The sequence below is a fragment of the Actinosynnema sp. NPDC020468 genome, assembly GCF_040642015.1.
Lineage (GTDB): Bacteria > Actinomycetota > Actinomycetes > Mycobacteriales > Pseudonocardiaceae > Actinosynnema.
This window is the reverse complement of the sequence record NZ_JBFAEO010000002.1, coordinates 59,532-83,996: the sequence shown is the minus strand read 5'-3', so window position 1 is coordinate 83,996 and position 24,465 is coordinate 59,532. Positions and strand designations below refer to the sequence as shown.

Genomic DNA, 24,465 nt, shown 5'->3' with positions numbered 1-24,465 from the left:
GACTGGGCGACGTCGTTAGTGCCGCAGCCGAGGCCGGAGGGGCGATGCGGTGGCGAGGGCGGGACGTTGGCGCAGTGGCAGAGGTGGCCGGCGTTGGTCCGGCTGGGTGTGGGGCGCTTGTTGAGGCGTGGGTGCGGCCGGTGTCCTTGAGTGGGAGCGGGCATTGGCTGCGAGGGGTGAAGGGCGAGGGAAGAGAGGTGGGGATTGTGGGGTTGTTGAACGATTTGGGCTCGTTGTGGGGGTTGGCGCGGCGAGTGGGGTGATTGTTGAGGGTGGGGATTGTTGAACGATGCTACGGGGGGCAAGCCTACGAGCCCCCTGCCACAGTGGCGGGGGGCTCGTGGGATTGTTGAACGATTCTACTGTTGAATGATTCTGTTGCGGTGTGGCTAGCGGTCCACTTCGCCGCGGATGAAGGCCTCGACGGCGGCGTGGGCCTCGGAGTCGGAGTACTGCTCCGGCGGGGACTTCATGAAGTAGGACGAGGCCGAGAGGATCGGGCCGCCGATGCCCCGGTCCAGGGCGATCTTCGCGGCGCGGACGGCGTCGATGATGATGCCCGCCGAGTTCGGCGAGTCCCACACCTCGAGCTTGTACTCCAGGTTCAGCGGCACGTCGCCGAACGCGCGGCCCTCCAGGCGGACGTACGCCCACTTCCGGTCGTCCAGCCACGCGACGTAGTCCGACGGGCCGATGTGGACGTTGCGCTTCCCGAGGTCCCGGTCCACCTGGGACGTGACGGCCTGGGTCTTGGAGACCTTCTTGGACTCCAGGCGCTCCAGTTCCTTCATGTTCAGGAAGTCCATGTTGCCGCCCACGTTCAGCTGCATCGTCCGGTCCAGCTGGACCCCGCGGTCCTCGAACAGCTTCGCCAGCACCCGGTGCGTGATCGTGGCGCCGACCTGCGACTTGATGTCGTCGCCGACGATCGGCACACCGGCCGCGCGGAACTTCTCCGCCCACTCCGGGTCCGACGCGATGAACACCGGCAGCGCGTTCACGAACGCCACGCCGGCGTCGATCGCGGCCTGCGCGTAGAAGCGGTCCGCGTCCTCCGAGCCCACGGGCAGATACGACACGAGCACGTCGGCCGACGCCTCGCGCAGCGCGGCGACCACGTCCACCGGCTGCTCGTCGGACTCCTGGATGGTCTCCCGGTAGAACCGGCCGAGCCCGTCGTAGGTGTGCCCGCGCTGGACCGTCACGCCCAGCGGCGGCACGTCCGCGATCTTGACCGTGTTGTTCTCGCTCGCGCCGATGGCCTCGGAAAGGTCGGTGCCGACCTTCTTGGCGTCGACGTCGAACGCCGCGACGAACTCGATGTCGCGCACGTGGTACTCGCCGAACTGGACGTGCATGAGACCGGGCACCCGGGTAGCCGGGTCGGCGTCGCGGTAGTACTGGACACCCTGCACCAGCGACGCCGCGCAGTTGCCGACCCCGACGATGGCCACTCGAACGGTGCGGCGGTTGTCGCCCATGCCGAGTCCTCCTTCTTGTTTCTCAGTCTGTGCCCATGAGGGCTATTCGTCCCGCTCGCGCTGCTCGGCCTGCTCGTGCGCGATGAGCTCGTTGAGCCACCGCACCTCACGCTCCGTGCTGTCCAACCCCATTCGGTGCAGCTCGCGCGTGTACCGGTCGATCCGCTCGCTCGTCGCCGATAACGAGGTGCGCAGCCCCTCGCGCTTCTCCTCCACCCGCCGCCGTCGTCCTTCGAGGATCCGCATCCGGATCTCGGCGGGCGTGCGCGAGAAGAACGCCAGGTGGACGCCGAACGAGTCGTCGTCCCACGTCTGGGGTCCCGCGTTGGCCAGGAGGTCGGCGAACCGCTCCTTGCCCTCCGCGGTGAGCTTGTAGACCTTGCGCGCGCGGCGGCCCCACGACCGGTTGTCCTCGGGGACTTCCTCGACGATGAGTCCGTCACGTTGCAATCGGCGCAGCGTTGGGTACAGCGTGCCGTACGAGAACGCCCGGAACGCACCCAGCAGCTCGGTGAGGCGCTTGCGCAGCTCGTAGCCGTGCATCGGTGCCTCGTGCAGCAGGCCGAGGATCGCGAACTCCAGCACGGGGTACCTCCTCGCCGATGTGCGCCGATGGGTGCCACGAGTATATCGGCTCGATACATCTGCGTGCCGGGGCGCTGTGTCGTGAGGCACACCGTGATCCGCGCCCCGCAGCCACTGCCCTGAACGGCTCATCGAAGGGGTTGGGGCGGCACGTACGCTGGTCCCGTGTCGACGCAACGCCAGGTCGTGGACTACGCGCTACAGCGCCGTGCGCTGTTGGCGGAGGTCTACGCGGGGCGAGTGGGCACCATGGAGGTGTGCGACGCCGGTCCGTACCTGCTGCGAGCTGCTAAGTTCCACGGTCAGCCGAGCGACGTGACGTGCCCGGTCTGCCGCAGGGAACCGCTCACGCACGTCTCCTGGGTGTACGGCGACGAGCTCAAGCACGCGGCGGGCTCGGCCCGCACCGCCGAGGAGCTGACCCGCATGGCGACCCTCTTCGAGGAGTTCACCGTGTACGTGGTCGAGGTGTGCCGGACATGTAGTTGGAACCACCTGGTGCAGTCATACGTCCTGGGAACGCGTGGCCTGGACTCTCACAAGCCGCGCAGGAGGACCGCCGCGGAGTGAACGGGCTCGGCACGCGGGCGTTTCCGCAACTGGCGGGGACGACGTACGACCACCGAACCGCGTGCGCGCGCACGCCGGTCTGGGAGGCTTTTTCGTGAACGACCAGCATGACGACAGGCACCGTGGCGGGGAGCCGCAGTGGCCGACCGGGGACGACCCGGACGGCGTCGGTTCGCACCGCCGCGACGCCCGGGATCAGCCGGCGCGTCCGAACACCCCACCAGGTGGTTTCGTGCGCCCGACCGGCCCCGACACCCCGCCGGGCGGCAGCCCGCGGCGTCCCGACACCCCGCCCGGCGGTTTCAGCCGGCAGGGTGCGCCGGGCACGCCGCCGGGTGGCGTGCCCCGGGCAGGCGGTCCGCCGCCACGCCCAGGTGACGGCCCGACGGTCGGCCTCGGCGGCCCGCCGCGCGACGGTGGCTTCTCCGGCGGTCTCGGCGGCGGTCCCGCCCGCGACGACCGCACCGTGAACATGGGCGACAGCGTGCCGCGTCCCGGTGGGCGCGGTCCCGCCGGTCCCGGTGGACCCAACGGACCCGGTCAGGGTCCCGGGCCGAACGCCGGCGGACCGAACCCGGGTGGACCGAACCCCGGTGGGCCGAACCCCGGTGGGCCGCGCCGCGGACCCGGTGGACCCAACGGACCGGGTGGTCCCGGTGGTCCCGTGCCGCCGCCGCCCGGTGGCAGGCCCCCGGTCGGTCCGGACCAGACGGTCGCCACCCCGATGGGCGGCGGCCCGCAGCGACCCACCACCCCTCCCGGCGGACCGCGCCGACCCGGCGGCCCTGGCGGCCCCGGCGGTCCGGTGCCTCCGCCCGGCGGCCGGCCGCCCGTGGGCGGACCCGGTGGTCCCGGTGGACCGCGACGTCCCGGCGGCCCCGAGCGGCGGCCCGGCGAGGAGCCGACGGACCTGCTGCCGTCGGTGCACCACGCGACGCCGCGTGAACCCGACCTCCTCACGCACCGCGAGGACGAACTCGCCGCCGAACCCGTCTACGACGAGGACGAGTACGACGACGAGGACGAGCCGACCGAGACGGAGGCGAAGGCCATGCGCCGGAAGAAGATCTGGCGGCGCGTCCGCCGGACCTCCTACGTGCTGCTCGGCCTGATGATCCTGGCGCCGGTCGTGGCCTTCGCGATCGCCTACCAGGTGGTCGAGGTCCCGGTGCCGGAACAGGTGGCCGCCGAGCAGAACAAGGCGATCAACATCCTGTACTCCGACGGGTCGCCGATGACCAAGATCGCGCCCGACGGCGCGAACCGGACGATGATCAAGTACGAGGACCTGCCCGACACGGTGAAGCACGCGGTGTACGCCGCCGAGGACCCGACGTTCGAGGAGAACCCGGGCTTCGACTTCACCGCCATCGCGCGCGCCGGCTGGTACCAGGTCACCGGTCGCGACTCGGGTGGTTCCGGCCTCACCCAGCAGTACGTCAAGCAGGCCACCAAGGACGACTCGCCGACGCTGAGCCGGAAGTTCACCGAGATCGTCAAGGCCTACAAGATGTCCAAGCAGCAGGACAAGAACGACATCCTGACGGCCTACCTGAACACGATCTACTTCGGCCGGTCGGCGTACGGCATCAAGGAAGCCGCGAAGGTCTACTTCAACAAGGACCTCAAGGACCTCACGCAGTCCGAGGCGGCGCTGATCGCCGGCATGATCCAGAACCCCGGACGTTCCGAGCAGCCCAAGTACACCTTGGAGCGCTGGGAGTACGTGATGGGTCAGCTGGTCAAGTTCCACTGGGCCGACCAGTCCTACAAGGACACCGAGAAGTTCCCGGCGATGCGCCCGCTGGCCGACCTCGACCAGGGCGGCATCGACGGCACGCGGCTCTACATCAAGACCCAGATCCTCAACGAGCTGGAGAAGATCGGCTACGACATGGCCCGCGCGCAGCAGGTGGGCGCGACGATCTACACCACGATCGACCCGGGCATGCAGACGGCGGCCGAGCAGGTCATCGACAACGTGATGACGGGCCAGCCCGAGAAGCTGACCTACTCGATGTCGGCGATAGACCCCACCAGCGGCGCGGTGAAGGTGTACTGGGCCGGCAAGGACGGCAACGGCATCGACTACCAGAAGGGCACCCTCCAGGAGCCCGGGTCGTCGTTCAAGCCGTTCGACTTCGTGGCCGCGCTCCAGAAGGGCGAGGGCGCCGGCACGACCTACGACGGCAGCTCGCCGCGCTCGTTCCCCGGTCGTGGCGACGTGTCGAACTCGCCGGGCGTGGCGTGCAAGGTGCCCAAGCAGTGCAGCGTCCGCGAGGCCATGGTGAAGTCGGTGAACACCGTGTTCTACGACATGGTGGTCAACAACACCGGCACCCAGAAGGTCGCGGACGCCGCGCACCAGGCGGGCATCCCGGACGAGGTCGAGGTCGGCGACAAGAAGTACAAGATGCTCGTCGGCGAGAACGGCACCCCGCCGGACGGCAACATCTCCATCGGCGGTGGTCTGACCCAGGTCCGGCCGTTCGACATGACGTCGGCCTACGCCACGTTCGCCTCGCGCGGCGTGTACCACGAGCCGTTCTTCATCTCGAAGATCGTCGACGCCGACGGCACGACCGTGCACCAGCACATCGACAAGTCCAAGGCCGCGTTCTCCGACGACCCGCAGGAGAGCCAGGACATCGCGGACAACGTCACCGACGTGCTGAAGGACATCCCCAAGGCGCAGGCGCGCACCACGTGCGCCGGCGGCCGGGCGTGCGCGGGCAAGACCGGTACGCAGGAGCGCGCGAACACCGCGGAGAACTCGAAGGCGTGGATGGTCGGCTACACCCCGACGCTGTCCGTCGGCGTGTACATGGGCACCGAGGGCGGTGTCGACGCCATCAAGGACAAGGGCGGCAGCGACATCTACGGCAGCGGGCTGCCGGGCATGATCTGGAAGCAGTTCATGGACCGGGCCATGGACGGCCAGCCGCTCGAGCCGTTCGCCAAGCCGAACCCCATCGGCCAGTTCGAGGAACCGGTGATCACGCCGACGACCACGGTGCCGCCGAAGACGACGACGCCGAAGGAAACGACGACCACCACGACGCCGGAGCCGACGACCACCACGACGGAACCGCCGACGAAGCCGACGACCACGAAGCCGTGCAACAACCCGATCACCTGCACGCAGCAGCCGCCGGTGACGTCCACGACGGATCCGGTCGACCCCATCGGCGGTGGTGGCAAACCCACGCGCTAGGCCCGCCAGGAGCGGGCTCGGACGGACGAGGCGGAGGGCCGGGCGCAGTGGCGTCCGGCCCTTCGGCCGTCCGGGCGCCGGGTTGGCCGATCGGGTGACGCACTGGTGGCCCGGTTCACACGCACCGTCGACCTTTCCCGTTAGCATCCGGCACGTGGCCAGCCCTGCGCAGCACCAGGAAGCGAACCCCGAGGACACGGAGTCGCTCACACCGGAGGAACGCGTCCGCCCGACGTGGACCGAACCGCTCGCCCGTGCCGCGGCACGACCGTTCGGCGGTATCGCCGGCCGGCACGCCTCGGTCGGCAGACAGTGGTTCTGGACCCCGCTCCGGGTGGTCCTGCTGCTGGCGCTGGTGACGCTGTCACTGGCCTGGTTGCAGAAGTCGCCGTGCATCCAGCAGTACGTCGACCAGAACGGCGTGGTGCAGCTGGACTGGCGGGGCAACCGGCAGTTCGTCGCGATGTGCTACTCGGACACCGTGCCGCTCTACACCGCGGAGCGCTTGGACAAGCCCGACACCTTCCCGTACCGGACGTCGTGGATCGACGACGAGGGCAAGCCGACCGAGCACGTGCGCTACATGGAGTACCCGGTGCTCACCGGCGTGTTCCAGTGGCTCAACGCGCGCATGGCGCAGGGGTGGACCCGGATCGGCGAGTCCGGCTGGCTGCCCGCGCCGATGACCGTGATCACCTACTTCAACATCACCGCGCTGTGGCTCGCGTTCGCGTGGCTGGTCACCGCGTGGGCGGTCGCGCGGCTGGCCAGGCGACGGGTGTGGGACGCCGCGATCGTGGCGGTGTCGCCGCTGGTGATCGTGCACGCGTTCACCAACTTCGACACCCTGGCGACCGCGTTCGCCACCGCGGGCATGCTCGCGTGGGCGCGGAAGAAGCCGGTGCTGGCGGGTGTCCTGCTCGGACTGGGCGGCGCGGCGAAGCTGTACCCGCTGTTCATCCTCGGACCGCTGCTGCTGCTGTGCATCCGGTCGAACAAGATCAAGGCCTTCCTGTCGACGCTGACCGCGACCCTCGTGACGTGGGCGCTGGTCAACGCGCCGATCGCGTTCCTGTACCCGGCGGGGTGGCGCGAGTTCTTCCGGCTGAACACCGAGCGCGGCGTCGACCCGGACTCGCTGTACAACGTGCTGGCGCAGTGGACCGGGTGGAAGGGCTTCGACCCGGGCCTGGCGCCGGGCGCGACACCGGAAATCCTGAACACGGTCAGCGCGGTGCTCTTCCTGGTGTGCTGCGCGGCGGTCGGCGTGATCGCGATGTCCGCGCCCACCAGACCGCGGCTGGCGCAGCTGTCGTTCCTGGTGGTCGCCGCGTTCCTGCTGACGAACAAGGTGTGGAGCCCGCAATACTCGCTGTGGCTCGTGCCGCTGGCGGTGCTCGCGATACCCCGGTGGAAGCTGCTGCTCGCGTGGATGGCGGTCGACGCGCTCGTCTGGGTGCCGCGGATGTTCTTCTACCTGGGCGAGAACAACAAGGGCCTGCCCATCGACTGGTTCCTCGGCACGGTCCTGGTGCGCGACGCGGCCGTGGTGCTGCTGTGCGTGCTGGTGGTGCGGGAGATCTACAACCCGTCGCTCGACCTGGTGCGCCGGGCCGGCGACGACGACCCGTGCGGCGGCTTCCTGGACGGCGCGCCGGACCGGGTCGTGTGGCGCGTCAAACGCGATCCCGCAACCGCCGTACCAGCTTGAGCCCGGACCAGACCCGGTCGACGGCGCACACCTTGACGTCGACCAGGCCGTTGCCGAGGGCGTGCGCGCGGACCACGTCCTCGGTCAGGTCGGTCGGCACCCCGGACGCCTTCTTCGGCCAGGCGATCCAGAGCGCGCCGGCCGTGGTCATCCGCGCCTCGGCGGCGTCCCACCCGGCGTGCAGTGCGGCCGTGTCGGGGCAGAACACCAACTGCACGTCGTAGGGCTCGCGGTCGGGGTGGCGGTGGTGGTCGCAGTCGAGCGCGAACCCGGCGGGCGGGTCCACGAGCAGCACCCGCGACCCGGGCTTCGCGCCCAGCTTGAGGTGCAGCGGTCGGCCCGAGTACCCGGCGGTCACTAGGAGGTCGCCGGTGTCCGGGCGACCTCGACCGCGGCGGTCGCGTCGCGGCGGTCGAACGTGGTGTCGGACTTGAGGAACACGAAGAACAGGGCCAGGAGGAGGGCGGCCCGGCCCCACACGCCGACCACCACGGCCTGGGCGGAGAAGCTGTCGTAGATGCCCGACGACTGGCCGAACTCTATGGCGTAGTACCAGCGGAAGATGCCGATGCCCATCGCCAGGTCGGCGGCGAAGTAGGCGGCGATCCAACCCAGGTGCAGGCGCAGCAGCACGAACATCGGCACCAGCCACAGCGTGTACTGGGGCGAGTGGACCTTGTGCAGGAGCAGGAAGCCGCACAGCATGGCCGCCGACACCTGGACCCACGGGTAGGTGCCGTCGTGGCGGAACCGGCGCCAGCCGAGCCACGCCGCGACGCCGAACGACACCACCATGGCCGGCGGCGACAGGATGTCGGCGATGGCCTGCATGAGGTCCTCGTCCATGAACGGGCGCAGGCCCCAGTACCAGATGGAGTTCGTGGTGATGTCCACGCGGCGCATCTGCTGGAACGCGAACGAGGCCTTCCAGCCGGCCGGGCCCGCCAGCGCGAACGGCAGGTTCACCAGCACGACCGTGACGATCGAGGCCAGCGCCACCTTCGCGGCCGCCGCCCAGTCGTACCTCTTGCCGTCGGGCAGTTCGCGCCCGCCCGGACCGCCGGTCAGCACCAGCAGCGCCAGCGGCAGGACGAAGATCGCCGGGTAGATCTTGAACGCGAACCCGATGCCCAGCAGCACCGAGGCGACCAGCGCGCGCTGGTAGAAGGTCCGCTCCCGGCGGCCCCAGCCGCGCGCCATCACGTAGACCGCGGCGACCGCGCACAGCACGACCGGCAGGTCCCAGTTGTGGAACGCGTAGAGCACGATCGGCGGGCCGAGCGACCAGACGAGCGCCCGCCACCGGGACAGCCTGCCCAGCAGCCACGCGGTGACCAGGCCGAACGGCGCCATCAGCAACGCGGAGAACAGCAGGAACATGGCGTCGTTGTCGGCCGGGATGGCGCCCGCCCAGATCAGCAGGCCGGTCAGCACCGGGTACTCGACCGAACCGCCGACGAGCATGCCCTTGGCGGTGATGTCGCCGTTGACGTACGGGAACACGTGCCGGTCGACGTCGCGACCGATCCACAGGTGCTGGATGTCGGAGTAGCAGACGTCGCGCTTGTTGCGCTCGTCGTAGTCGGGGGCGCTGCGGCCCCACTGGTCGAACTCGGGTCCGGTGCAGCGGTCCTTGTTCAGGAAGCCGAGCACCAGCGTCAACCCGGACAGCAGGACGACGGTGGCGAGGGCGAGCCTGCCGAAGCGGCGCGCGGTGGAGCCGGACTCGGCGGGCGTCGCGGGCGCCACCTCCCGTGTCACGCTCACCGGCCCGAATGCTCGCGGAGGAACGCGATGTCCGCCGCTTGCCCCTCGTCGGGTGTCTCGACCAGGACCGGGCAGTCGACCGCGTCGACCACCGCGACCAGCTGCTCCGACGGGATGGTGCCGGAGTCGATGTTGGCGTGCCGGTCGCGGGCCGAGCCGAACTCGTCGCGCGAGCTGTTGAGGTGCACCAGGTCGATCCGGCCGGTGATGGCCTTGACCCGGTCCACGACGCCGACCAGGTCCTCGCCGGAGGCGAACGCGTGGCAGGTGTCGAGGCAGAAGCCCGCGCCGAACTCGCCGACCGCGTCCCACAGCCTGGCGAGCATGTCGAACGTGCGGGCCATCGCGTTGTCGCCGCCCGCGGTGTTCTCGATCAGGATCGGCACCGCGAAGCCGCCCGCCTCCGCCTGGCGCTCGAACAGCTTGCGCCAGTTGGCGATGCCGTCGGCCGGGTCCTCGCCCTTGGTGACGTGGCCGCCGTGCACGATCAGGCCCTTGGCGCCGATCTTCGCGGCCGCGTCCGAGTGCTGGAGGACCATCTTCCGGGACGGGATGCGGATCTTGTTGTTCAGCGACGCCACGTTCACCAGGTACGGCGCGTGGACGAAGACGTCGAGGTCGGACGCCAAGAGGTCGTCCTGCCGGGGGTGCGGTTTCGGCGCCTTCCACCCCTGGGGATCGGTGAGGAAGAACTGGACCACTTCGGCACCGCGGTCGGCGGCGGCGGCGAGCGGGTCGTCGTCCCGGACATGGGCCCCGATGCGCATGGTTGTGCAGGGTAGTCGCGTCCGGCACCGTGCCGCCGACCGCCGTCGGCAGAAAAATGTCGGACAAGACGTGTACTCGCGTCACGTTCAGGTCCTACCCTCGTTACTTGAGAGTAGGAACGGCGTGCCGACCGGCAAGGAGGCCAGTCATGCGGACCCGACTCACCCGGCTCGTGGGCGCGGTAGCCGTGGTGTTCGCGGTCGGCACAGTCGGCGTGGCCGGTGCGGGCACCGCCTCGGCCGCGGCACCCGTGGTGGCCGGCAGCTGCGCGACGACGGTCGAGGGCGAGCCGGGCACCCCGGTGTCGCTCAGCCCGGCCGCCGTCACCCAGCCGATCGTCGACGTGGTCAGGGCCGTCCCGCTGCTCGGACCGCCGCTGGCGGAACCCTTCCGGTCGGCGTTCAACGCCCTCCCGCCGATCCCCATCGGCGCCATCCCGACCGGTCAGGGCGTCATCACCGGCGGCGAGATCGCGAACAAGGTCACCGCGGAGCTGGGCAAGCTGCCCCTGCTCGGCCCGGTCCTGGGCACCGTCGTCGGCGGCACGCAGTCGGCGTTGGCGGGCGTGTGCGGCGTGACGGTCAAGGGCGTCAACGCGGTCGTCGCGCCGGTCCAGGAGGGCTCGAAGCAGGTCGCGGACGCCTCGCAGCAGGCCGTCGGCCAGGTCGTGCCGGGTCTGCCGGGCAGCACGCCGGGCACCCAGCCGGGCACGAACCCGGGCACCCAGCCCGGGACCACGCCCGGCACCTCCCAGCCGGGCACCACGCCGGGCACCGGGCAGACCGGCGGCGGCACCACGACGGTCGGCGGCACGCCCGCCGGCGGGGTGACCGGCGGCCTCGCGCTGCCCCTCTACGGCTCCAACCCGTTCGGCGCGAACCTCGGCCGGGTTCCGCTGTTCAGCTACGGCTCGCTGCCGTTCGCGATGCCCGGCCAGTACTCGCCGTCGCCCGGTGTGCGCTACGGCACGGGCGTGCCGGGCTCCACCTCGCTCGGCGGCCTCCCGACCAGCGCGGACGTGGACGGCGTGCAGACCGCCGGTCGCGCGCAGGCGCTGCCGGTCTCGGGCCGGATGGGCGGCGTGGCGGCGCCGGTGCTGCTCGCCGTGCTGGCGCTGTCCTGCGTGACGGGCGCGCTGGTCCGCACCTGGGTGCTGCGCCGTTCTCCCGCCGCGCGTGTCGTCAACGCGTGAAGAACGTCTTGGTTAGAGCCCGTCCCGACCGGAAATCCCACCCGGACGCCGGGTCTCCCGACCCTGCCCCGGGAGACCCGGCTGCACCCTGTTAGTCTGAACGGCGTTGCTGACGCGACGACCCTCCTGCCACGGAACGTCCGTGGCCGCCGAGTCCACAGGAGGTGAGTGGTCTTCATGCGTCATTACGAAGTGATGGTCATCCTCGACCCCAGTCTCGACGAGCGCACGATCGCGCCGTCCCTCGACACGTTCCTCAACGTCATCCGCACCAGCGGTGGCAACGTGGAAAAGGTCGAGGTGTGGGGCAAGCGCCGGTTGAGCTTCGAGATCAACAAGAACAGCGAGGGCATCTACGCCGTCCTCGACCTGACCTCGAGCCCCGACGCGGTGAAGGAACTGGACCGCCAGTTGGGCCTTCAGGAGACGGTGCTGCGCACCAAGGTCCTCCGCCGCGAGCCCGCCAAGGCCACGGCCAAGGCGTAAGGGGACCGACATGGCCGGCGAGACGACGATCACGGTGGTCGGGAACCTGACCGCCGATCCCGAATTGCGCTTCACCCAGTCCGGTGCGGCGGTGGCCAACTTCACGGTCGCCTCCACGCCGCGCACCTTCGACCGCCAGACCGGCGAGTGGAAGGACGGCGAGGCGCTGTTCCTGCGTTGTTCGGTGTGGAAGCAGGTCGCGGAGAACGTGGCCGAGTCGCTGACCCGCGGTGCGCGGGTCGTGGTGACCGGTCGCCTGCGGCAGCGTTCCTACGACACGAAGGAAGGCGAGAAGCGCACGGTGATCGAACTCGAAGTCGACGAGATCGGTCCTTCGCTGCGCTACGCCACCGCGAAGGTCAACAGGGTCCAGCGGGGTGACGGCGGCGGCGGCTTCGGCGGTGGCGGCGGTAACCAGCAGCAGGCCCGCGGTGGCGGCGGTGGCGGCGCTCCGGCCGACGACCCGTGGGGCTCCGCGCCCCCGGCCGGCTCGGGTGGCTTCGCCGACGAGCCCCCCTTCTAGACCTGCACAAGGTCCATTCCGAACTTCACCGCGTTAGACCAGGAGTACACACATGGCCAAGCCGCCTGTGCGCAAGCCCAAGAAGAAGGTCTGCGCGTTCTGCAAGGACAAGAACGCCAACCTGATCGACTACAAGGACACCACCCTGCTCCGGAAGTACATCTCGGACCGGGGCAAGATCCGTGCCCGCCGGGTGACCGGCAACTGCTCCCAGCACCAGCGCGACGTCGCCGTGGCCGTGAAGAACGCCCGCGAGATGGCGCTGCTGCCCTACACCTCGACCGCTCGCTGACGAAGGGGGTAACACACCGTGAAGCTCATCCTCACCGCTGACGTCAGCGGTCTCGGTGGCCCCGGCGACATCGTCGAGGTCAAGGACGGCTACGGCCGCAACTACCTGCTGCCCCGCGGCCTGGCGATCCTCGCCACCAAGGGCGCGGCCAAGCAGGTCGAGGTCATCCGCCGTGCGCAGGAGACCCGTCGGGTGCGCGACCTGGACCACGCCAAGGAGATCAAGGCCTCGCTCGAGGGCCTGGGCTCCGTGACGTTGAAGGCCAAGGCCGCCGCCGGCTCGAAGAAGCTGTTCGGCTCGGTCACCTCGTCCGACGTCGTGTCCGCGGTTCGCGCCGCGGGCGGCCCGACGCTGGACAAGCGCGCCGTCGACCTGGCCGGCCACATCAAGACCCTCGGCAAGCACTCGGTGTCCGTCCGGTTGCACCCGGAGGTCACGGTGTCGCTGGCCGTCGAGGTCGCGGCCGCGGGCTGATCCTCGCGTTCGACACGCGAAACGCCGTTCGACCAGGTGTTCTGGTCGGGCGGCGTTTTGCGTCATCCGGCTGTGGACAACTCGGTGTGACAGGTGGGCCGCGACACGCCGTGAACGCGGTTACACGCGACACGCCGGGGTTGTGGGGCAAGACTTTTCCACAAAGTTATCCACAGGGTCTGAGCTGCGGATACTTCTGTCAGTGGCATGGTTGTACCCAGGTTGTCCACAGGTTTCCCCGGACCTGTGGTCAGCTGCGCGCAACCATCCCCAGGCTGTCCACCGGTTTGTCCACAGGCTCGTTTGCCTGCGCCATCCGGGTGGCTCTAGCGTCCGGCTGTCCCCCGAGCGTGCCTGCGGCAAATCGTCGTACCGACGGGGTAGAACAAGCAGGATCGGATCCGGAGGTGAGTTCGCGGTGGCGTTGGTGGACGACCGGGGCATGACCGAACCCGGGTTCGAACGACAGCCGCCGCAGGACCTCGCCGCGGAGCAGTCGGTGCTCGGCGGCATGCTGCTGAGCAAGGACGCGATCGCCGACGTGGTCGAGGTGCTCGCGCCGAACGACTTCTACCGGCCGGCGCACCAGGCCGTGTACGACTGCGTGCTCGACCTCTACGGCCGCGGCGAACCGGCCGACCCGATCACCGTGTCGGCCGAGCTCGAGCGGCGCGGCGAGTTGCAGCGCGTCGGCGGGGCGCCGTACCTGCACACGCTGATCGCGACCGTGCCGACGGCGGCGAACGCGTCGTACTACGCCGAGATCGTGGCCGAGAAGGCCGTGCTGCGGCGGTTGGTCGAGGCGGGCACCCGGATCGTGCAGCTCGGGTACAACGGCGCGGAGGGCGCCGACGTGGACGAGGTCGTGGACCGCGCCCAGTCGGCCATCTACGAGGTCACCGAGCGGCGCACCACCGAGGACTACGTGGTGCTGGAGGAGCTGCTCCAGCCGACCATGGACGAGATCGACGCCATCGCCTCGCGCGGCGGCTCGTCGCTCGGCATCCCGACGGGCTTCGCCGACCTGGACGAGCTGACCAACGGCCTGCACCCCGGCCAGATGATCATCGTCGCGGCCCGTCCCGGTGTCGGCAAGTCGACCCTGGGCCTCGACTTCGCCCGCTCGTGCTCGGTGAAGCACGGCCTGACCAGCGCGATCTTCTCGCTCGAAATGAGCCGCACCGAGATCGTCATGCGCATGCTCTCCGCCGAGGCCAAGATCCGCCTCGGCGACATGCGCGGCGGCCGGATGTCCGACGACGACTGGACCCGGCTCGCGCGGCGGATGAGCGAGATCAGCGAGGCGCCGATGTTCGTCGACGACTCGCCGAACCTCACGATGATGGAGATCCGCGCCAAGGCCCGCCGGCTCAAGCAGCGCCACGACCTGCGGCTGGTGATCGTGGACTACCTCCAGCTGATGTCGTCGGGCAAGCGCACCGAGTCGCGCCAGCAGGAGGTCTCCGAGTTCTCCCGGAACCTGAAGCTGATCGCGAAGGAGCTGGAGGTGCCGGTGATCGCGATCAGCCAGCTGAACCGCGGTCCCGAACAGCGGACGGACAAGCGCCCCCAGCTGTCCGACCTGCGTGAATCCGGCTCGCTGGAGCAGGACGCGGACATGGTGATCCTGATCAACCGCCCGGACGCCTGGGAACGCGACGACCCCCGCGCGGGCGAGGCCGACCTGATCATCGCGAAGCACCGCGCCGGCCCGACCGCCACGATCACCGTGGCACACCAGCTCCACTACAGCCGGTTCGCCGACCTCGCCCAGTCCTGATCTTCGAGGGGCCTACCGCCGCCGGACGGCGTAGGTCAGGTGCGTCACCCTCGACGTCGGCTCCGAGCGGATCTGCTCCAGGGCCACGCGGGTGGCGTCCACGCCCTCGAACAGGCGGATCCCGGAGCCGAACACGACGGGGGACAGGGCGATCGTGAACTCGTCCACCAGGCCCGCGTTCACGTACTCCAGGATCGTCGTGCCGCCGCCCGCGATGCGGACGTCCCGGTCGCCCGCGGCGGCACGGGCCTGGTCGAGCGCGGACTCGATGCCGTCGTTGACGAAGTGGAACGTGGTGCCGCCCGGGCGTTCCCAGGGGTCGCGCTTCTCGTGCGTCACCACGTAGACCGGCGTGTGGAACGGCGCTTCCTCCGGCCAGGCCTGCGCGCCGAAGTCGAACATCCGCTTGCCCATCACGCTCACGCCGGTGCGCTCGAACGTCTCCCGCAGGAGGTCGTTGTCCCGACCCTCCTCACCGCCCTCGCCGAGCTTCAGGTTCTCCCGGAAGAACCGCTGCGGGAAGATCCACTGCTGGAGCTCCATCCACTGCTCCATCCAGCCCTTCCCGCCCGGCTCGTCACCGCCGGCCTCGGGCGCGATGTACCCGTCCAGCGACATCGAGACGCTGAAGAACACCTTGCCCGCCATCAGTCCTCCGATCCCTTGCGCGCGACACCGGTGACGTAGGCGGCCAGGTTGGCGAGGGTCTGCTCGCCACCCTCGACGGCGTGGTACTTCTCGACCGCCTCGTCGCGCAGTTCCCTGGTCGGGAACACGGTGCGCATCCCGATCCGGGTCGCCGCGCCGGCGGGCTCGAACGTCAGCACCGACTCGAAGGCGTTCGGGTCGTCGGGCGCCTCGCCGTGCCGCAGCGCGATCCGCTCCGGCGGGGCGATCTCGGTCCAGGAGATCCACTCCTGGTAGTCCGTCCCGTCCGGTCCGTGCATCACGAAGTCCCACTCACCGCCCACGCGGAACTCGAACGACCGCGTGGTGGTGGTGAACCCGTCCGGGCCCCACCACCGCGACAGGTGCCCGACCTCGGTGAACGCCTCGAACACCAGCTCGCGCGGTGCGTCGATGACCCGGGAGATGACGATCTCCCGATCGGCCGTCGTGCTCATCGGCTACTCCTCCTGCCTCGTCTGCTTCAGCTCGCGCACGTACGCGTCCAGCCGGTCGAACGTCTCGGCCCAGAACCGCTCGAACCCGCCGGTCCACTCGTGGACCGCCCGGAGCCCATGGGCGTCGAGGCAGTACAGGCGCTGCTTGCCCGCCTTGCGGTCGCGCACCAGCCCGACCTCCTTGAGCACCCGCAGGTGCTTGGACGCGCGCGGCTGGGTCATCCCCAGCTCCTGGGCCAACACGGTCACCGGTCGCTCACCGGTCCGCAACAGCACCAGGATCTCCCGGCGCTGCGGCTCGGCGATCGCGTTGAAGACGTCCGACGTGGTCGCTGCTCGTGCCATGGCCGCTATCGTATGCCCATATGGGCATGTGTCAAGCCGGGGTCAGCGCGGCCGGAAGAAGGCGAGGATCGTCCGAGAGGCGTCCGGCGACGACAGGATCTCCTGCATGCGCGCGGACTCCCGGGCGATCGGGACGGTGCGGTCGACCATCTCGCGCTCGTACTCCGCGACCGCGGCCGGGATGTCGCCCGGGTGGGCGGCGAGCGCGAGGCCGAGCAGGGCGCCGTCGAGCATGGCCATGTTGGCGCCCTCGCCCACCGGCGGCATGAGGTGGGCGGCGTCGCCGAGCAGCGTGACGTCCCGGGCGGACGGCCAGGTGAAACCCACCGGGAGGGTGGTGATCCGGCGCAGCACCACCATGTCGTCGCACGCGTCGATCAACGCGGTGATCCGCGGGTGCCAGTCGGCGAACTCCTCGACCAGCCTCGCCTTGGCCGCGGACGGGTCGTCGAACGGGATGCCGCCGGCGGCGGGCCAGTCCTCGGTGGTCCGGTAGAAGCTGAGGTAGACGCGGATCCGGCCGTCGCCGTTGCGCTGCGCGCCGAGGGACCGCCCGTCGCCGAGCACCCAGTAGTTGCCGCGCCCGACCATCTCCGCGAGGTCGGGGTGGGTGCGGTCGGCGTCGGGGATGCCCAGTTCCACGGCGTGCTGGCCGGTGTGCACCGGGCGGACGTCGGTGAGCAGGGCGCGAACCCGGGACTCCGCGCCGTCGGCGCCGACCAGCAGGTCGTAGGGCGCGGTGCGGCCGTCGGCGAAGCGCAGCACGCCGTCGGCGGCGGAGTCGAACGCGTGCCCCCAGCGGACCGTGTCCCCAGGGAGCGAGTCCAGCAGCAGGGCGCGCAGGTCGGCTCGATCGACCTCGGGTCGGTCGAGCGGGGCGTCGTCGGGTGTGTCGTGGCGGAGCAGCAGGGTGCCGTCCGGGTCCAGCAGGCGCATGTCCTGCCCCTCGGCGCGGGCGATGGCGGTGAACCCGTCGATCAGGCCGGCCTCGCGCAGCGCCCGCTGCCCCGAGTGGATGTCGAGCATGCCGCCCTGGCCGCGGGCGTCGCGGGCGACCTCCCGTTCGTAGACGACGGCGTCGACACCGTGCACGTGCAGCACGCGGGCCAAGGTGAGGCCGCCGAGGCCCGCTCCGACGATCGCGATGGTCATCGTGTCCTCGATTCACTGTATTTGTCGATACACTGTATCAACACCAACGCTGTATTCTCACCGCCATGCTGGTGTGGGAACGGCCCGAGCCTCCTGATCGACCGGTGCCCGCCCCGTTGAGCCGAGGGCGGATCATCCGGGCGGCGATCGGGCTGGCCGACGCGGACGGCCTCGAGGTGGTGTCGCTGCGCAAGGTCGCCGCGGCGCTGGACGTCGGCCCGATGCGGCTGTACGGCTACATCGCCACCAAGGAGGAGTTGCTCGACCTGATGGTCGACGCGGTACACGAGGAGATCCGGCCGGCCGGCGACGGGTGGCGCGAGGTGCTGCGCTCGCTCGCCGACGCCACCCGGCAGGCCGCCCACCGGCACGAATGGCTCGCCGAGCTGATCGGCGGCCGACCCCAGCTCGGGCCGAACACGCTGGCGAGCGGCGAGGCCGTGCTGGCCGCGATGGGCGACGTCGACCTGGACGTGGTCGTGCCCGCCGTCGCCGCGGTCAACGCCTACGTGATCGGCGCGGTGCGCCGGGAGATCACCGAGCGGCGCGCCGAACGCGCCTCCGGGATGAACCAGCGGCAGTGGCAGGTCGCCTACGGGCCCTACCTGCTGCGGACCTTCGCCACCGGCCGGTTCCCCGCGCTGGCCGCGTTCGTCCACGACGGCCCGCACCTGGACGCCGACGAGACCTTCCGGGCCGGTCTCGAGTTCCTCCTCGACGGCATCGGGGCGCGCATCCCGGGCTGACGCGTGCCCGGCGTGTCAGTCTCGTGTCAGGACCTTCGGCGATCGTGGTGGTGAGTCACCACCACGAGAGGACGACCCGATGAGCCCGACCGTTCCCGTACCGCACGGCCTCCCCGTCGAGCGCGACGCGGGCCCCTTCGACCCGCCGCGGCGGATCAGCGCGTTGCGCGACGCGCGCCCCGTCAGCCCCATGGTCTTCCCCGACGGTCACGAGGGGTGGATCGTCACCGGGTACGACGAGGTCCGCCGGGTCCTCGCCGACACCCGGTTCAGCTCGCGCCAGGACGTGGGCGTGCTGCACGTGCCGTACGAGATCCCCGGCATGCCCGTGATCACCGAGCCGTCGCCGCAGGTGCCGGGCGTGTTCATCTCGATGGACCCGCCGGACCACACGCGGTTGCGCCGGCTGCTCACCGGCGCGTTCACCGTCAAGCGCATGAAGTCGCTCGAGGAGCACGTCCGCGACATCGCCGAACGGCAGGCGGAGGCGATGGCCCGACGCACGCCGCCGGTCGACCTGGTCGAGGAGTTCGCGCTGCCGGTGCCCTCGCTGGTGATCTGCGCGCTGCTCGGCGTCCCCTACTCGGACCGGGAGCGGTTCCAGACCGACACGGCGCGGTTCCTCGACAAGGACCTGCCGTTGGACGAGAAGATGGCGGCGTTCCTCGGGCTCACCTCGTTCCTGGCGGAACTGGTCGCGCGCAAGCGCGTCGAGCCCGGTGAGGACCTGCTGTCCGACCTGACCCGGCACGACGACCTCGGCGACGAGGAGCTCACCGGCGTCGCCTTCCTGCTGCTGCTCGCCGGGCACGAGACGACCGCGAACATGTTGGCGCTGGGCGCTTTCGCGCTCCTGGAACACCCGGACCAACTGACCGCCCTCCAGGCCGACCCGGAGCGGCTGCCCGACGCCGTCGAGGAACTGCTGCGGCACCTGTCCGTGGTCGACGTGCTCTACCGGTACGCCACCGAGGACGTCGAGGTCGGCGGCACGACCATCGGCAAGGGGTCGACCGTGGTCGTGTCGACGCTGGCCGCGGGTCACGACCACCGGCGGTTCGACCACGCCGACACCCTGGACGTGCACCGCAACGCCCGCGGGCACCTGGCGTTCGGGCACGGCGTGCACCAGTGCCTCGGCCAGCAGCTGGCCCGCATCGAGCTGCGCGCCGGGTTCGAGGTGCTGCTGCGCCGGTTCCCGACCCTCGCGCTCGCCGTGCCGGCCGACGAGGTGCGGCTGCGGACCAACATGCAGATCTACGGCGTCCACGCGCTGCCCGTCACCTGGACCGACGTGCGGCCGTAGCGGTGTCAGCGGCCGTGTCAGGCACGGGTCAGGTCGGTGACAGGCCCGCTCACGACAGTGGTCGCATGACGAGTTCCGCGATCGTGGCCTCCGGGCTGCGGAAGACCTACGGGGACCGGACCGTGCTGGCCGGCATCGATCTCGACGTCCGCGCCGGCACGGTCTTCGCCCTCCTCGGCCCGAACGGTGCGGGCAAGACCACCGCGGTGAACGTGCTGACCACGCTGGTGAAACCGGACGGCGGCTCGGTGCGCGTCGCCGGGCACGACATCACGACCGCGACCAAGGCGGTGCGCGCGGCGATCGGGGTCACCGGCCAGTTCGCGTCGGTGGACGAACTGCTGACCGGCGAGGAGAACCTCCGGCTGATGGCCGACCTGCACCACCTGGACCGCACGGAGGGCAGGCGGGTGGTCGCCGACCTGCTGGAGCGGTTCGACCTGGTGGAACCGGCGCGGAAGCTCGTGGCCACCTACTCCGGCGGCATGCGCCGCAAGCTCGACCTCGCGATGACGCTGGTCGGCCGGCCGGAGATCATCTTCCTGGACGAGCCGACGACCGGGTTGGACCCGCGCAGCAGGCGGACCATGTGGGACATCGTCCGCGAACTCGTGGCCGACGGCATCACCGTCTTCCTCACCACCCAGTACCTCGAGGAGGCCGACCAGCTCGCCGATCGGATCGCGGTGCTCGACCAGGGCCGCCTGGTCGCCGAGGGCACCGCCGCCGACCTCAAGCGCCAGGTGCCCGGCAGCCACGTCCGGCTCCGGTTCGCCGACGTCGACGGGCTGGGCGCGGCGGCGCGGGTCCTGGCCGGGTCCACCCCGGACGACGACGCGCTGACCCTGCGGGTGCCCGGCGACGGCGGGGTGAAGCCGTTGCGCGCCCTGCTCGCCCGACTGGACGAGCACTCGATCGAGGTCGAGGAGTTCTCCGTGCACACGCCGGACCTCGACGACGTCTTCCTCGCCCTGACCGGCCGCCCGAGCACGGAGGAATCCCGATGAGCACCACGCCGTTGACCGACTCGGCGATCATGCTTCGCCGCAACTTCAAGCACACCCTGCGGAACCCGGTCACGGTGTTCAACGCGATCCTGTTCCCGATCGTGCTGATGCTGATGTTCGTGTACGTGTTCGGCGATTCCTTCGCGGTCGGGGTCGACTACATCGACTACGCCACGCCGGGGCTGATCCTGATGGCCGTCAGCTACGGGTTGAGCGCCACCTCGACCGCGGTGAACTCGGACATGACCAAGGGCATCATCAACCGGTTCCGGGTGATGGACGTGTCCCGCGGCGCGGTGCTGACCGGACACGTGGTGGCGACCGTGGTGCGCACGCTCGTCGCGGTGGCGGCGGTCATCGGGGTCGCGTTCCTGATGGGGTTCAGTCCTTCCGGGACGTTCGCCGACTGGCTGGGCGCGATCGGCGTGCTGGTGCTCGCGATCTTCGCGGTCACCTGGTTCGCGATCGCGCTGGGACTGGCCGCGAAAACCGCGGAGTCCGCCGGGTTCGCCACCGTGCCGCTGATCATGCTGCCGTTCTTCAGCAGCGCGATCGTGCCGGCCGGGAACATGGGCCCGGGCGTCCGGGAGTTCGCCGAGTACCAGCCGTTCACCTCGATCATCGAGTCGCTGCGCGGTTTCCTCGCCGGCACGCCGTCGGCCGGCGACACGACCGCCGCGATCGCCTGGTCCGTCGGGATCGCCCTGGTCGGCTACCTGTGGGCACGGGCCAGGTTCACCAGGCGAGCGTGACCTCGGCCAGTGCCCGCCAGTCCGCCCGCGCGCCCTCACTCGCCGCCTCGGTGAACCCCGGATCACCGAGGCGACGGCGTGCGTCCTGCTCGATCCGGGCCACGTCCGGGTGCGCGCGGTCGGGCAGCCCGAGCAGGGCGGCGCTCGCCGCGAGCAGTCGGACGGCCTGGTCGGGCCGGTCGCGGCGCAGGGCCAGGTCCGCGATCCCGACCAGCACCCGGGCGATCTGCGACGGGTTGCCCGCCTCGGTCACCGCCCGGAACGCCGCCGCGCGGTGGTCCCTCGACACCTCGACCTCCTCGGCCAGGTAGCCGAGGAAGTCCTGGACCAGCGCGCGCAGGTACGGCTGCCCGGCGTCCTCGCCCAGCAGGGTCGTGGCGACGTCGAACTGCCTTCGGGCCAGGTCCGCGTCACCGCTCCAGCGGGCGATCTCCGCCCTCGCCAGGGCCAGGTCGGTCAGCGCCTCCGGCCACGCCACCCGTTCCGCGTGCCGCCGCGCCTCCGCCAGTGCCGCCGCGCACGCCTCGCCGTCGCCCGCCAACCAGTGCAGCTGGGCCTGCCGGGACCGCATCCGCACGACGTCCTCGACCGCGCCGACCTCGGTGACCACCGCGATCGCGTCCTCGTAGTGCGCGCACGCCCGCACGAACTCGCCGCGGGTCGCGATCCGGTCCGCCAGCTCGGTCAGCGCGAACGACGTGCCCCACCGCTCGCCGATCGCGCGGAACTCGGCCAGCGCCAGTTCGAGGTGGGCGTCCGCGTCCCGACCGCCGTGGCCGTGGATGACCCGCATCTTGCCCAGGTGCAGCCGGGCGAGGGCGCGCACCCACGGGTCGTCGTCGGCCAGCAGCGGCTCGAACGCGAGCAGGAACGCGTCCGGCGCCCGCAGCAGGCGTTCCAGCGCGACCACCAGACCCACCGCCGGGTGCAGGCGCTCGACCCGCCCGCTGATCTCGTGCGCCTTGCGGATCCACTCCGCCGCCCGGGACTCGTCGCTGCCCCGACCCGAGGTCAGGAACGTGGTGGCGAACGCGTACACGGTGGCCCGGACCTCGTCGGACACCTCGCCGGGCAGCGCGGTGGCCGCCATGACCAGCTCGTGGCCCTCGGCCTTGCGCCCGCCGAGCCACCAGTACCAGCCGGCCGCCGCCGCGAGCCGCATCGCGCCCTGCGCCTCGCCGGCCGCCAGCGCGCCGCGCATCGCGACGTCGAGGTTGGCGTGCTCGACCTCCAGCGCGGCCAACCACTCCAACTGCTCGGCGCGACGCAGGTGCGGCTCCGCGGTGTCCGCGAGGTCGGTGAAGTGCTCGAGGTGCGCGTGCCGCGTGCGGTCCGCCTCACCGGCCTCGGCGAGCCGGTCGCCCGCGTACTCCTTGATCGTGCCGAGCATCCGGTAGCGCGGCGCCGCGTCGCCCTCGGCGACCACCAGGGACTTCTCGGTCAACGCGGTCAGCAGCTCGAACACCTGCCACGACTCGACGCCGTCGCCCGCGCAGACCCGTTCGGCGGCCTCCAGGCCCGCGCCGCCGGCGAACACCGAGAGCCGGCGCAGGACCGCCCGCTCGGCGTCGTTGAGCAGCTCCCAGCTCCAGTCGATCACCGCGCGCAGCGTCCGGTGCCGGGGCAGCGCCGTGCGACTGCCCCCGGTGAGCAGGCGGAACCGGTCGTCGAGGCGGTGGGCGAGCTGCTCCAGCGGCATGGTCCGCAACCGGGCCGCGGCGAGTTCGATCGCGAGCGGCATCCCGTCCAGCGCGTGGCAGACCCGGGCGATGGTCGGCAGCGCGTCGTCACCGAGGTCCCGGCGCACCGCGCCCGCCCGGTCCCGGAGCAACCGCACCGCGGGCGACGACTCGATCCCCACGTCGCCCACCGGCAGGGCCAACGGCTCCACCAGCCACAACGCCTCGCCGGTGATGCCGAGCGGCTCCCGGCTCGTCGCGAGGATCCGCAACCGCCGGCACTCGCCGAGCAGCCGGTGCGCGAACGCCGCCGCCGACTCGACCACGTGCTCGCAGTTGTCCAGGACCAGCAGCACCTCCCGCTCGCGGAGCGCGGCCACCACCCGGTCCGTCGGCTCCGCGTCCGGCACCCCGCCGAGCAGCCCGTCCCGCAGCCGCAGCACGGCCAGCGTCGCCTGCGCCACGTCACCGCCCGCGCCGACGGACGCCAGTTCCACCAGCCAGGCGCCGTCGGGCACCGAGTCGAGCAGCGTCCGCGCGGTTTCCGCGGCCAGCCTGGTCTTCCCCGAACCACCGGGCCCGATCAGCGTGGTGAGCCGGTGCCCGGCGACCAGCCCGCGCACGGCGGCGACGTCGTCGTCCTTGCCGACGAAACTGGTCAGCTCGGCGCGCAGGTTGGTCCGCCGGCTCTCCTCCCGCCGGCCCGTCTCGCCCCGCAGCAGCGCGACGTGCAACGCGGCCAACTCGGGCGACGGGTCGACACCGAGCGCGTCGGCGAGCACCTCCCGGGTCCGCTGGTAGACCACCAGCGCCTCACTGCTCCGCCCGGCCGCGCCGAGCGCCCGCATCAGCGCGGCGACGAGCCGTTCGCGCAACGGGTGCGCGGCGACCAGCTCGGTCAACTCCTCGACCAGCCCGGCACCGTCCCCGAGCCGGACCTCGACCTCGACCCGCTCCTCGACCGCGTCCAACCGCAACCGCTCGAACCGCGCGACCGCCGCGTCGAACGCGCCGCTCTCCTGAAGCCCGACGTCCTCCATGGCCGCACCGCGCCACAGCGCGAGCGCCTCCCGCAACACCCGCACCCGCCGCGCCTCGTCGGCGGTGCGGGCCTGACCGACGAGCCTCTCGAACCGCACGGCGTCGACGGCGTCGGCGTCCACCACGAGCCGGTACCCGCCCGCCTGCCCGTCGACCACCCCGTCGGGCAACACCCGCCGCAGCCGGGACACCAGGCGCTGCAAGGCGTTCGCGGCGTCGGCGGGCGGGTGCTCACCCCAGATCCAGTCGACCAGCGTCGCCTTCGGGACCACCCGGCCCGGCTCGAGGGCGAGCGCGACCACCAACGCGCGCAACCGGGCACCCGGCACACCCGCCGCCACCCCGTCGTCCCCGCGAACCTCGAACGGTCCGAGCACCCCGATCTCCACCCGGCCGATTCTGCCGTGACCGACCCCGGGGTCGGGCCCGGCGGTCGGGCGCGTGGCCGGGTGGTGCGGATTCGCGTGTGA

23 protein-coding genes are annotated in these 24,465 nt (G+C 71.1%); 13 read left to right on the top strand and 10 right to left on the bottom strand.

The features are described from left to right. Window positions 1-389: 389 nt before the first annotated feature. Both AB0G50_RS02550 and AB0G50_RS02545 read right to left on the bottom strand, forming a co-directional pair. The gene (locus tag AB0G50_RS02550) at window positions 390-1,481 is read right to left on the bottom strand and encodes an inositol-3-phosphate synthase (protein ID WP_360101428.1); all 1,092 of its coding nucleotides are present in this window, start codon (window positions 1,479-1,481) and stop codon (window positions 390-392) included. Window positions 1,482-1,523: 42 nt separating this feature from the next. Continuing rightward, complete coding sequence (locus AB0G50_RS02545) at window positions 1,524-2,066, bottom strand: PadR family transcriptional regulator (RefSeq protein ID WP_360101426.1); 543 nt, start codon at window positions 2,064-2,066, stop codon at window positions 1,524-1,526. A gap of 165 nt (window positions 2,067-2,231) precedes the next feature. On the opposite strand from AB0G50_RS02545, the gene AB0G50_RS02540 reads away from it, so the two are divergent. The 3 genes from AB0G50_RS02540 (at window position 2,232) to AB0G50_RS02530 (ending at window position 7,561) form a co-directional block, all read left to right on the top strand. Beyond that, on the top strand, window positions 2,232-2,636 hold the full coding sequence (locus tag AB0G50_RS02540) for a DUF5318 domain-containing protein (protein WP_360101424.1): 405 nt from the start codon (window positions 2,232-2,234) through the stop codon (window positions 2,634-2,636). Between the two features lie 832 nt (window positions 2,637-3,468). Then, on the top strand, window positions 3,469-5,850 hold the full coding sequence (locus tag AB0G50_RS02535) for a transglycosylase domain-containing protein (protein ID WP_360101422.1): 2,382 nt from the start codon (window positions 3,469-3,471) through the stop codon (window positions 5,848-5,850). Between the two features lie 154 nt (window positions 5,851-6,004). After that, window positions 6,005-7,561 (top strand): glycosyltransferase 87 family protein, encoded by a 1,557-nt coding sequence (locus AB0G50_RS02530; protein ID WP_360101420.1) that lies wholly within the window; start codon window positions 6,005-6,007, stop codon window positions 7,559-7,561. On the opposite strand, the gene AB0G50_RS02525 is transcribed toward AB0G50_RS02530, so the two are convergent. From AB0G50_RS02525 to AB0G50_RS02515, 3 genes are read right to left on the bottom strand one after another with little or no spacing between them, the layout of a single operon-like run. Beyond that, window positions 7,527-7,919: a DUF3052 domain-containing protein gene (locus tag AB0G50_RS02525; protein WP_360101418.1), complete on the bottom strand. Its 393-nt coding sequence runs from the start codon at window positions 7,917-7,919 to the stop codon at window positions 7,527-7,529. The genes AB0G50_RS02530 and AB0G50_RS02525 overlap by 35 nt on opposite strands. Then, entirely contained in the window at window positions 7,919-9,328 is a 1,410-nt protein-coding gene (locus AB0G50_RS02520) for a hypothetical protein (RefSeq protein WP_360101416.1), read from the bottom strand. The genes AB0G50_RS02525 and AB0G50_RS02520 overlap by 1 nt, the downstream gene beginning before the upstream one ends. Beyond that, entirely contained in the window at window positions 9,325-10,095 is a 771-nt protein-coding gene (locus AB0G50_RS02515) for a deoxyribonuclease IV (protein ID WP_360101414.1), read from the bottom strand. Before AB0G50_RS02515 ends, AB0G50_RS02520 begins: the two co-directional genes overlap by 4 nt. Window positions 10,096-10,244: 149 nt before the next feature. Here AB0G50_RS02515 and AB0G50_RS02510 point away from each other — a divergent pair, with 149 nt between their 5' ends. The 6 genes from AB0G50_RS02510 to dnaB all read left to right on the top strand — a co-directional run bounded on the left by AB0G50_RS02510 (window position 10,245) and on the right by dnaB (window position 14,843). After that, on the top strand, window positions 10,245-11,288 hold the full coding sequence (locus AB0G50_RS02510) for a hypothetical protein (RefSeq protein WP_360101412.1): 1,044 nt from the start codon (window positions 10,245-10,247) through the stop codon (window positions 11,286-11,288). Window positions 11,289-11,465: 177 nt separating this feature from the next. After that, window positions 11,466-11,774, top strand: a complete 309-nt coding sequence (gene rpsF / locus AB0G50_RS02505) for a 30S ribosomal protein S6 (protein ID WP_360101410.1) — start codon at window positions 11,466-11,468, stop codon at window positions 11,772-11,774. Between the two features lie 10 nt (window positions 11,775-11,784). Next, the gene (locus tag AB0G50_RS02500) at window positions 11,785-12,297 is read left to right on the top strand and encodes a single-stranded DNA-binding protein (RefSeq protein ID WP_360101408.1); all 513 of its coding nucleotides are present in this window, start codon (window positions 11,785-11,787) and stop codon (window positions 12,295-12,297) included. A gap of 52 nt (window positions 12,298-12,349) precedes the next feature. Next, window positions 12,350-12,589 carry a 30S ribosomal protein S18 gene (gene rpsR, locus AB0G50_RS02495; RefSeq protein WP_015805710.1) on the top strand — a complete coding sequence of 80 codons (240 nt, stop codon included), beginning with the start codon at window positions 12,350-12,352 and terminating at the stop codon, window positions 12,587-12,589. 18 nt (window positions 12,590-12,607) lie between these two features. After that, a complete protein-coding gene (gene rplI / locus AB0G50_RS02490) occupies window positions 12,608-13,063 on the top strand; it encodes a 50S ribosomal protein L9 (protein ID WP_360101405.1) in 456 nt (151 codons plus the stop codon). A 442-nt stretch (window positions 13,064-13,505) separates the two neighbouring features. Beyond that, a complete protein-coding gene (gene dnaB, locus AB0G50_RS02485; protein WP_360101827.1) occupies window positions 13,506-14,843 on the top strand; it encodes a replicative DNA helicase in 1,338 nt (445 codons plus the stop codon). A gap of 12 nt (window positions 14,844-14,855) precedes the next feature. Here dnaB and AB0G50_RS02480 read toward each other — a convergent pair whose 3' ends face one another. Genes AB0G50_RS02480 through AB0G50_RS02465 form a run of 4 tightly spaced genes read right to left on the bottom strand, consistent with a single transcriptional unit; the run spans window position 14,856 to window position 17,464 of the window. Next, a complete protein-coding gene (locus AB0G50_RS02480) occupies window positions 14,856-15,491 on the bottom strand; it encodes a dihydrofolate reductase family protein (RefSeq protein WP_360101403.1) in 636 nt (211 codons plus the stop codon). Next, the gene (locus tag AB0G50_RS02475) at window positions 15,491-15,967 is read right to left on the bottom strand and encodes an SRPBCC family protein (protein ID WP_360101401.1); all 477 of its coding nucleotides are present in this window, start codon (window positions 15,965-15,967) and stop codon (window positions 15,491-15,493) included. The genes AB0G50_RS02480 and AB0G50_RS02475 overlap by 1 nt, the downstream gene beginning before the upstream one ends. A gap of 3 nt (window positions 15,968-15,970) precedes the next feature. Then, entirely contained in the window at window positions 15,971-16,312 is a 342-nt protein-coding gene (locus AB0G50_RS02470) for a metalloregulator ArsR/SmtB family transcription factor (protein WP_360101399.1), read from the bottom strand. 42 nt (window positions 16,313-16,354) lie between these two features. Further along, the gene (locus AB0G50_RS02465) at window positions 16,355-17,464 is read right to left on the bottom strand and encodes an NAD(P)/FAD-dependent oxidoreductase (protein ID WP_360101397.1); all 1,110 of its coding nucleotides are present in this window, start codon (window positions 17,462-17,464) and stop codon (window positions 16,355-16,357) included. A gap of 65 nt (window positions 17,465-17,529) precedes the next feature. On the opposite strand from AB0G50_RS02465, the gene AB0G50_RS02460 reads away from it, so the two are divergent. The 4 genes from AB0G50_RS02460 to AB0G50_RS02445 all read left to right on the top strand — a co-directional run bounded on the left by AB0G50_RS02460 (window position 17,530) and on the right by AB0G50_RS02445 (window position 21,275). Next, window positions 17,530-18,210, top strand: a complete 681-nt coding sequence (locus AB0G50_RS02460; protein WP_360101395.1) for a TetR/AcrR family transcriptional regulator C-terminal domain-containing protein — start codon at window positions 17,530-17,532, stop codon at window positions 18,208-18,210. Window positions 18,211-18,289: 79 nt separating this feature from the next. Then, on the top strand, window positions 18,290-19,516 hold the full coding sequence (locus AB0G50_RS02455; protein ID WP_360101393.1) for a cytochrome P450: 1,227 nt from the start codon (window positions 18,290-18,292) through the stop codon (window positions 19,514-19,516). 65 nt (window positions 19,517-19,581) lie between these two features. Then, window positions 19,582-20,523 (top strand): ATP-binding cassette domain-containing protein, encoded by a 942-nt coding sequence (locus AB0G50_RS02450; RefSeq protein ID WP_360101391.1) that lies wholly within the window; start codon window positions 19,582-19,584, stop codon window positions 20,521-20,523. Further along, on the top strand, window positions 20,520-21,275 hold the full coding sequence (locus AB0G50_RS02445) for an ABC transporter permease (protein ID WP_360101389.1): 756 nt from the start codon (window positions 20,520-20,522) through the stop codon (window positions 21,273-21,275). The genes AB0G50_RS02450 and AB0G50_RS02445 overlap by 4 nt, the downstream gene beginning before the upstream one ends. Here AB0G50_RS02445 and AB0G50_RS02440 read toward each other — a convergent pair. Then, window positions 21,259-24,384, bottom strand: a complete 3,126-nt coding sequence (locus AB0G50_RS02440; protein WP_360101387.1) for a BTAD domain-containing putative transcriptional regulator — start codon at window positions 24,382-24,384, stop codon at window positions 21,259-21,261. The two genes, AB0G50_RS02445 and AB0G50_RS02440, sit on opposite strands and share 17 nt — an antisense overlap. Between the last annotated feature and the right edge of the window lie 81 nt (window positions 24,385-24,465).

What these genes read in the sequence shown, in the direction of transcription:
- dnaB (WP_360101827.1), top strand. Translation starts at nt 13,506, where the DNA reads ATGACCGAACCCGGGTTCGAACGACAGCCGCCGCAGGACCTCGCCGCG.
- AB0G50_RS02455 (WP_360101393.1), top strand. Translation starts at nt 18,290, where the DNA reads ATGAGCCCGACCGTTCCCGTACCGCACGGCCTCCCCGTCGAGCGCGAC.
- AB0G50_RS02465 (WP_360101397.1), bottom strand. Translation starts at nt 17,464, where the DNA reads ATGACCATCGCGATCGTCGGAGCGGGCCTCGGCGGCCTCACCTTGGCC.
- AB0G50_RS02510 (WP_360101412.1), top strand. Translation starts at nt 10,245, where the DNA reads ATGCGGACCCGACTCACCCGGCTCGTGGGCGCGGTAGCCGTGGTGTTC.
- AB0G50_RS02480 (WP_360101403.1), bottom strand. Translation starts at nt 15,491, where the DNA reads ATGGCGGGCAAGGTGTTCTTCAGCGTCTCGATGTCGCTGGACGGGTAC.
- AB0G50_RS02460 (WP_360101395.1), top strand. Translation starts at nt 17,530, where the DNA reads ATGCTGGTGTGGGAACGGCCCGAGCCTCCTGATCGACCGGTGCCCGCC.
- AB0G50_RS02470 (WP_360101399.1), bottom strand. Translation starts at nt 16,312, where the DNA reads ATGGCACGAGCAGCGACCACGTCGGACGTCTTCAACGCGATCGCCGAG.
- AB0G50_RS02450 (WP_360101391.1), top strand. Translation starts at nt 19,582, where the DNA reads ATGACGAGTTCCGCGATCGTGGCCTCCGGGCTGCGGAAGACCTACGGG.
- AB0G50_RS02550 (WP_360101428.1), bottom strand. Translation starts at nt 1,481, where the DNA reads ATGGGCGACAACCGCCGCACCGTTCGAGTGGCCATCGTCGGGGTCGGC.
- AB0G50_RS02515 (WP_360101414.1), bottom strand. Translation starts at nt 10,095, where the DNA reads ATGCGCATCGGGGCCCATGTCCGGGACGACGACCCGCTCGCCGCCGCC.
- AB0G50_RS02500 (WP_360101408.1), top strand. Translation starts at nt 11,785, where the DNA reads ATGGCCGGCGAGACGACGATCACGGTGGTCGGGAACCTGACCGCCGAT.
- AB0G50_RS02475 (WP_360101401.1), bottom strand. Translation starts at nt 15,967, where the DNA reads ATGAGCACGACGGCCGATCGGGAGATCGTCATCTCCCGGGTCATCGAC.
- AB0G50_RS02445 (WP_360101389.1), top strand. Translation starts at nt 20,520, where the DNA reads ATGAGCACCACGCCGTTGACCGACTCGGCGATCATGCTTCGCCGCAAC.
- rpsR (WP_015805710.1), top strand. Translation starts at nt 12,350, where the DNA reads ATGGCCAAGCCGCCTGTGCGCAAGCCCAAGAAGAAGGTCTGCGCGTTC.
- rpsF (WP_360101410.1), top strand. Translation starts at nt 11,466, where the DNA reads ATGCGTCATTACGAAGTGATGGTCATCCTCGACCCCAGTCTCGACGAG.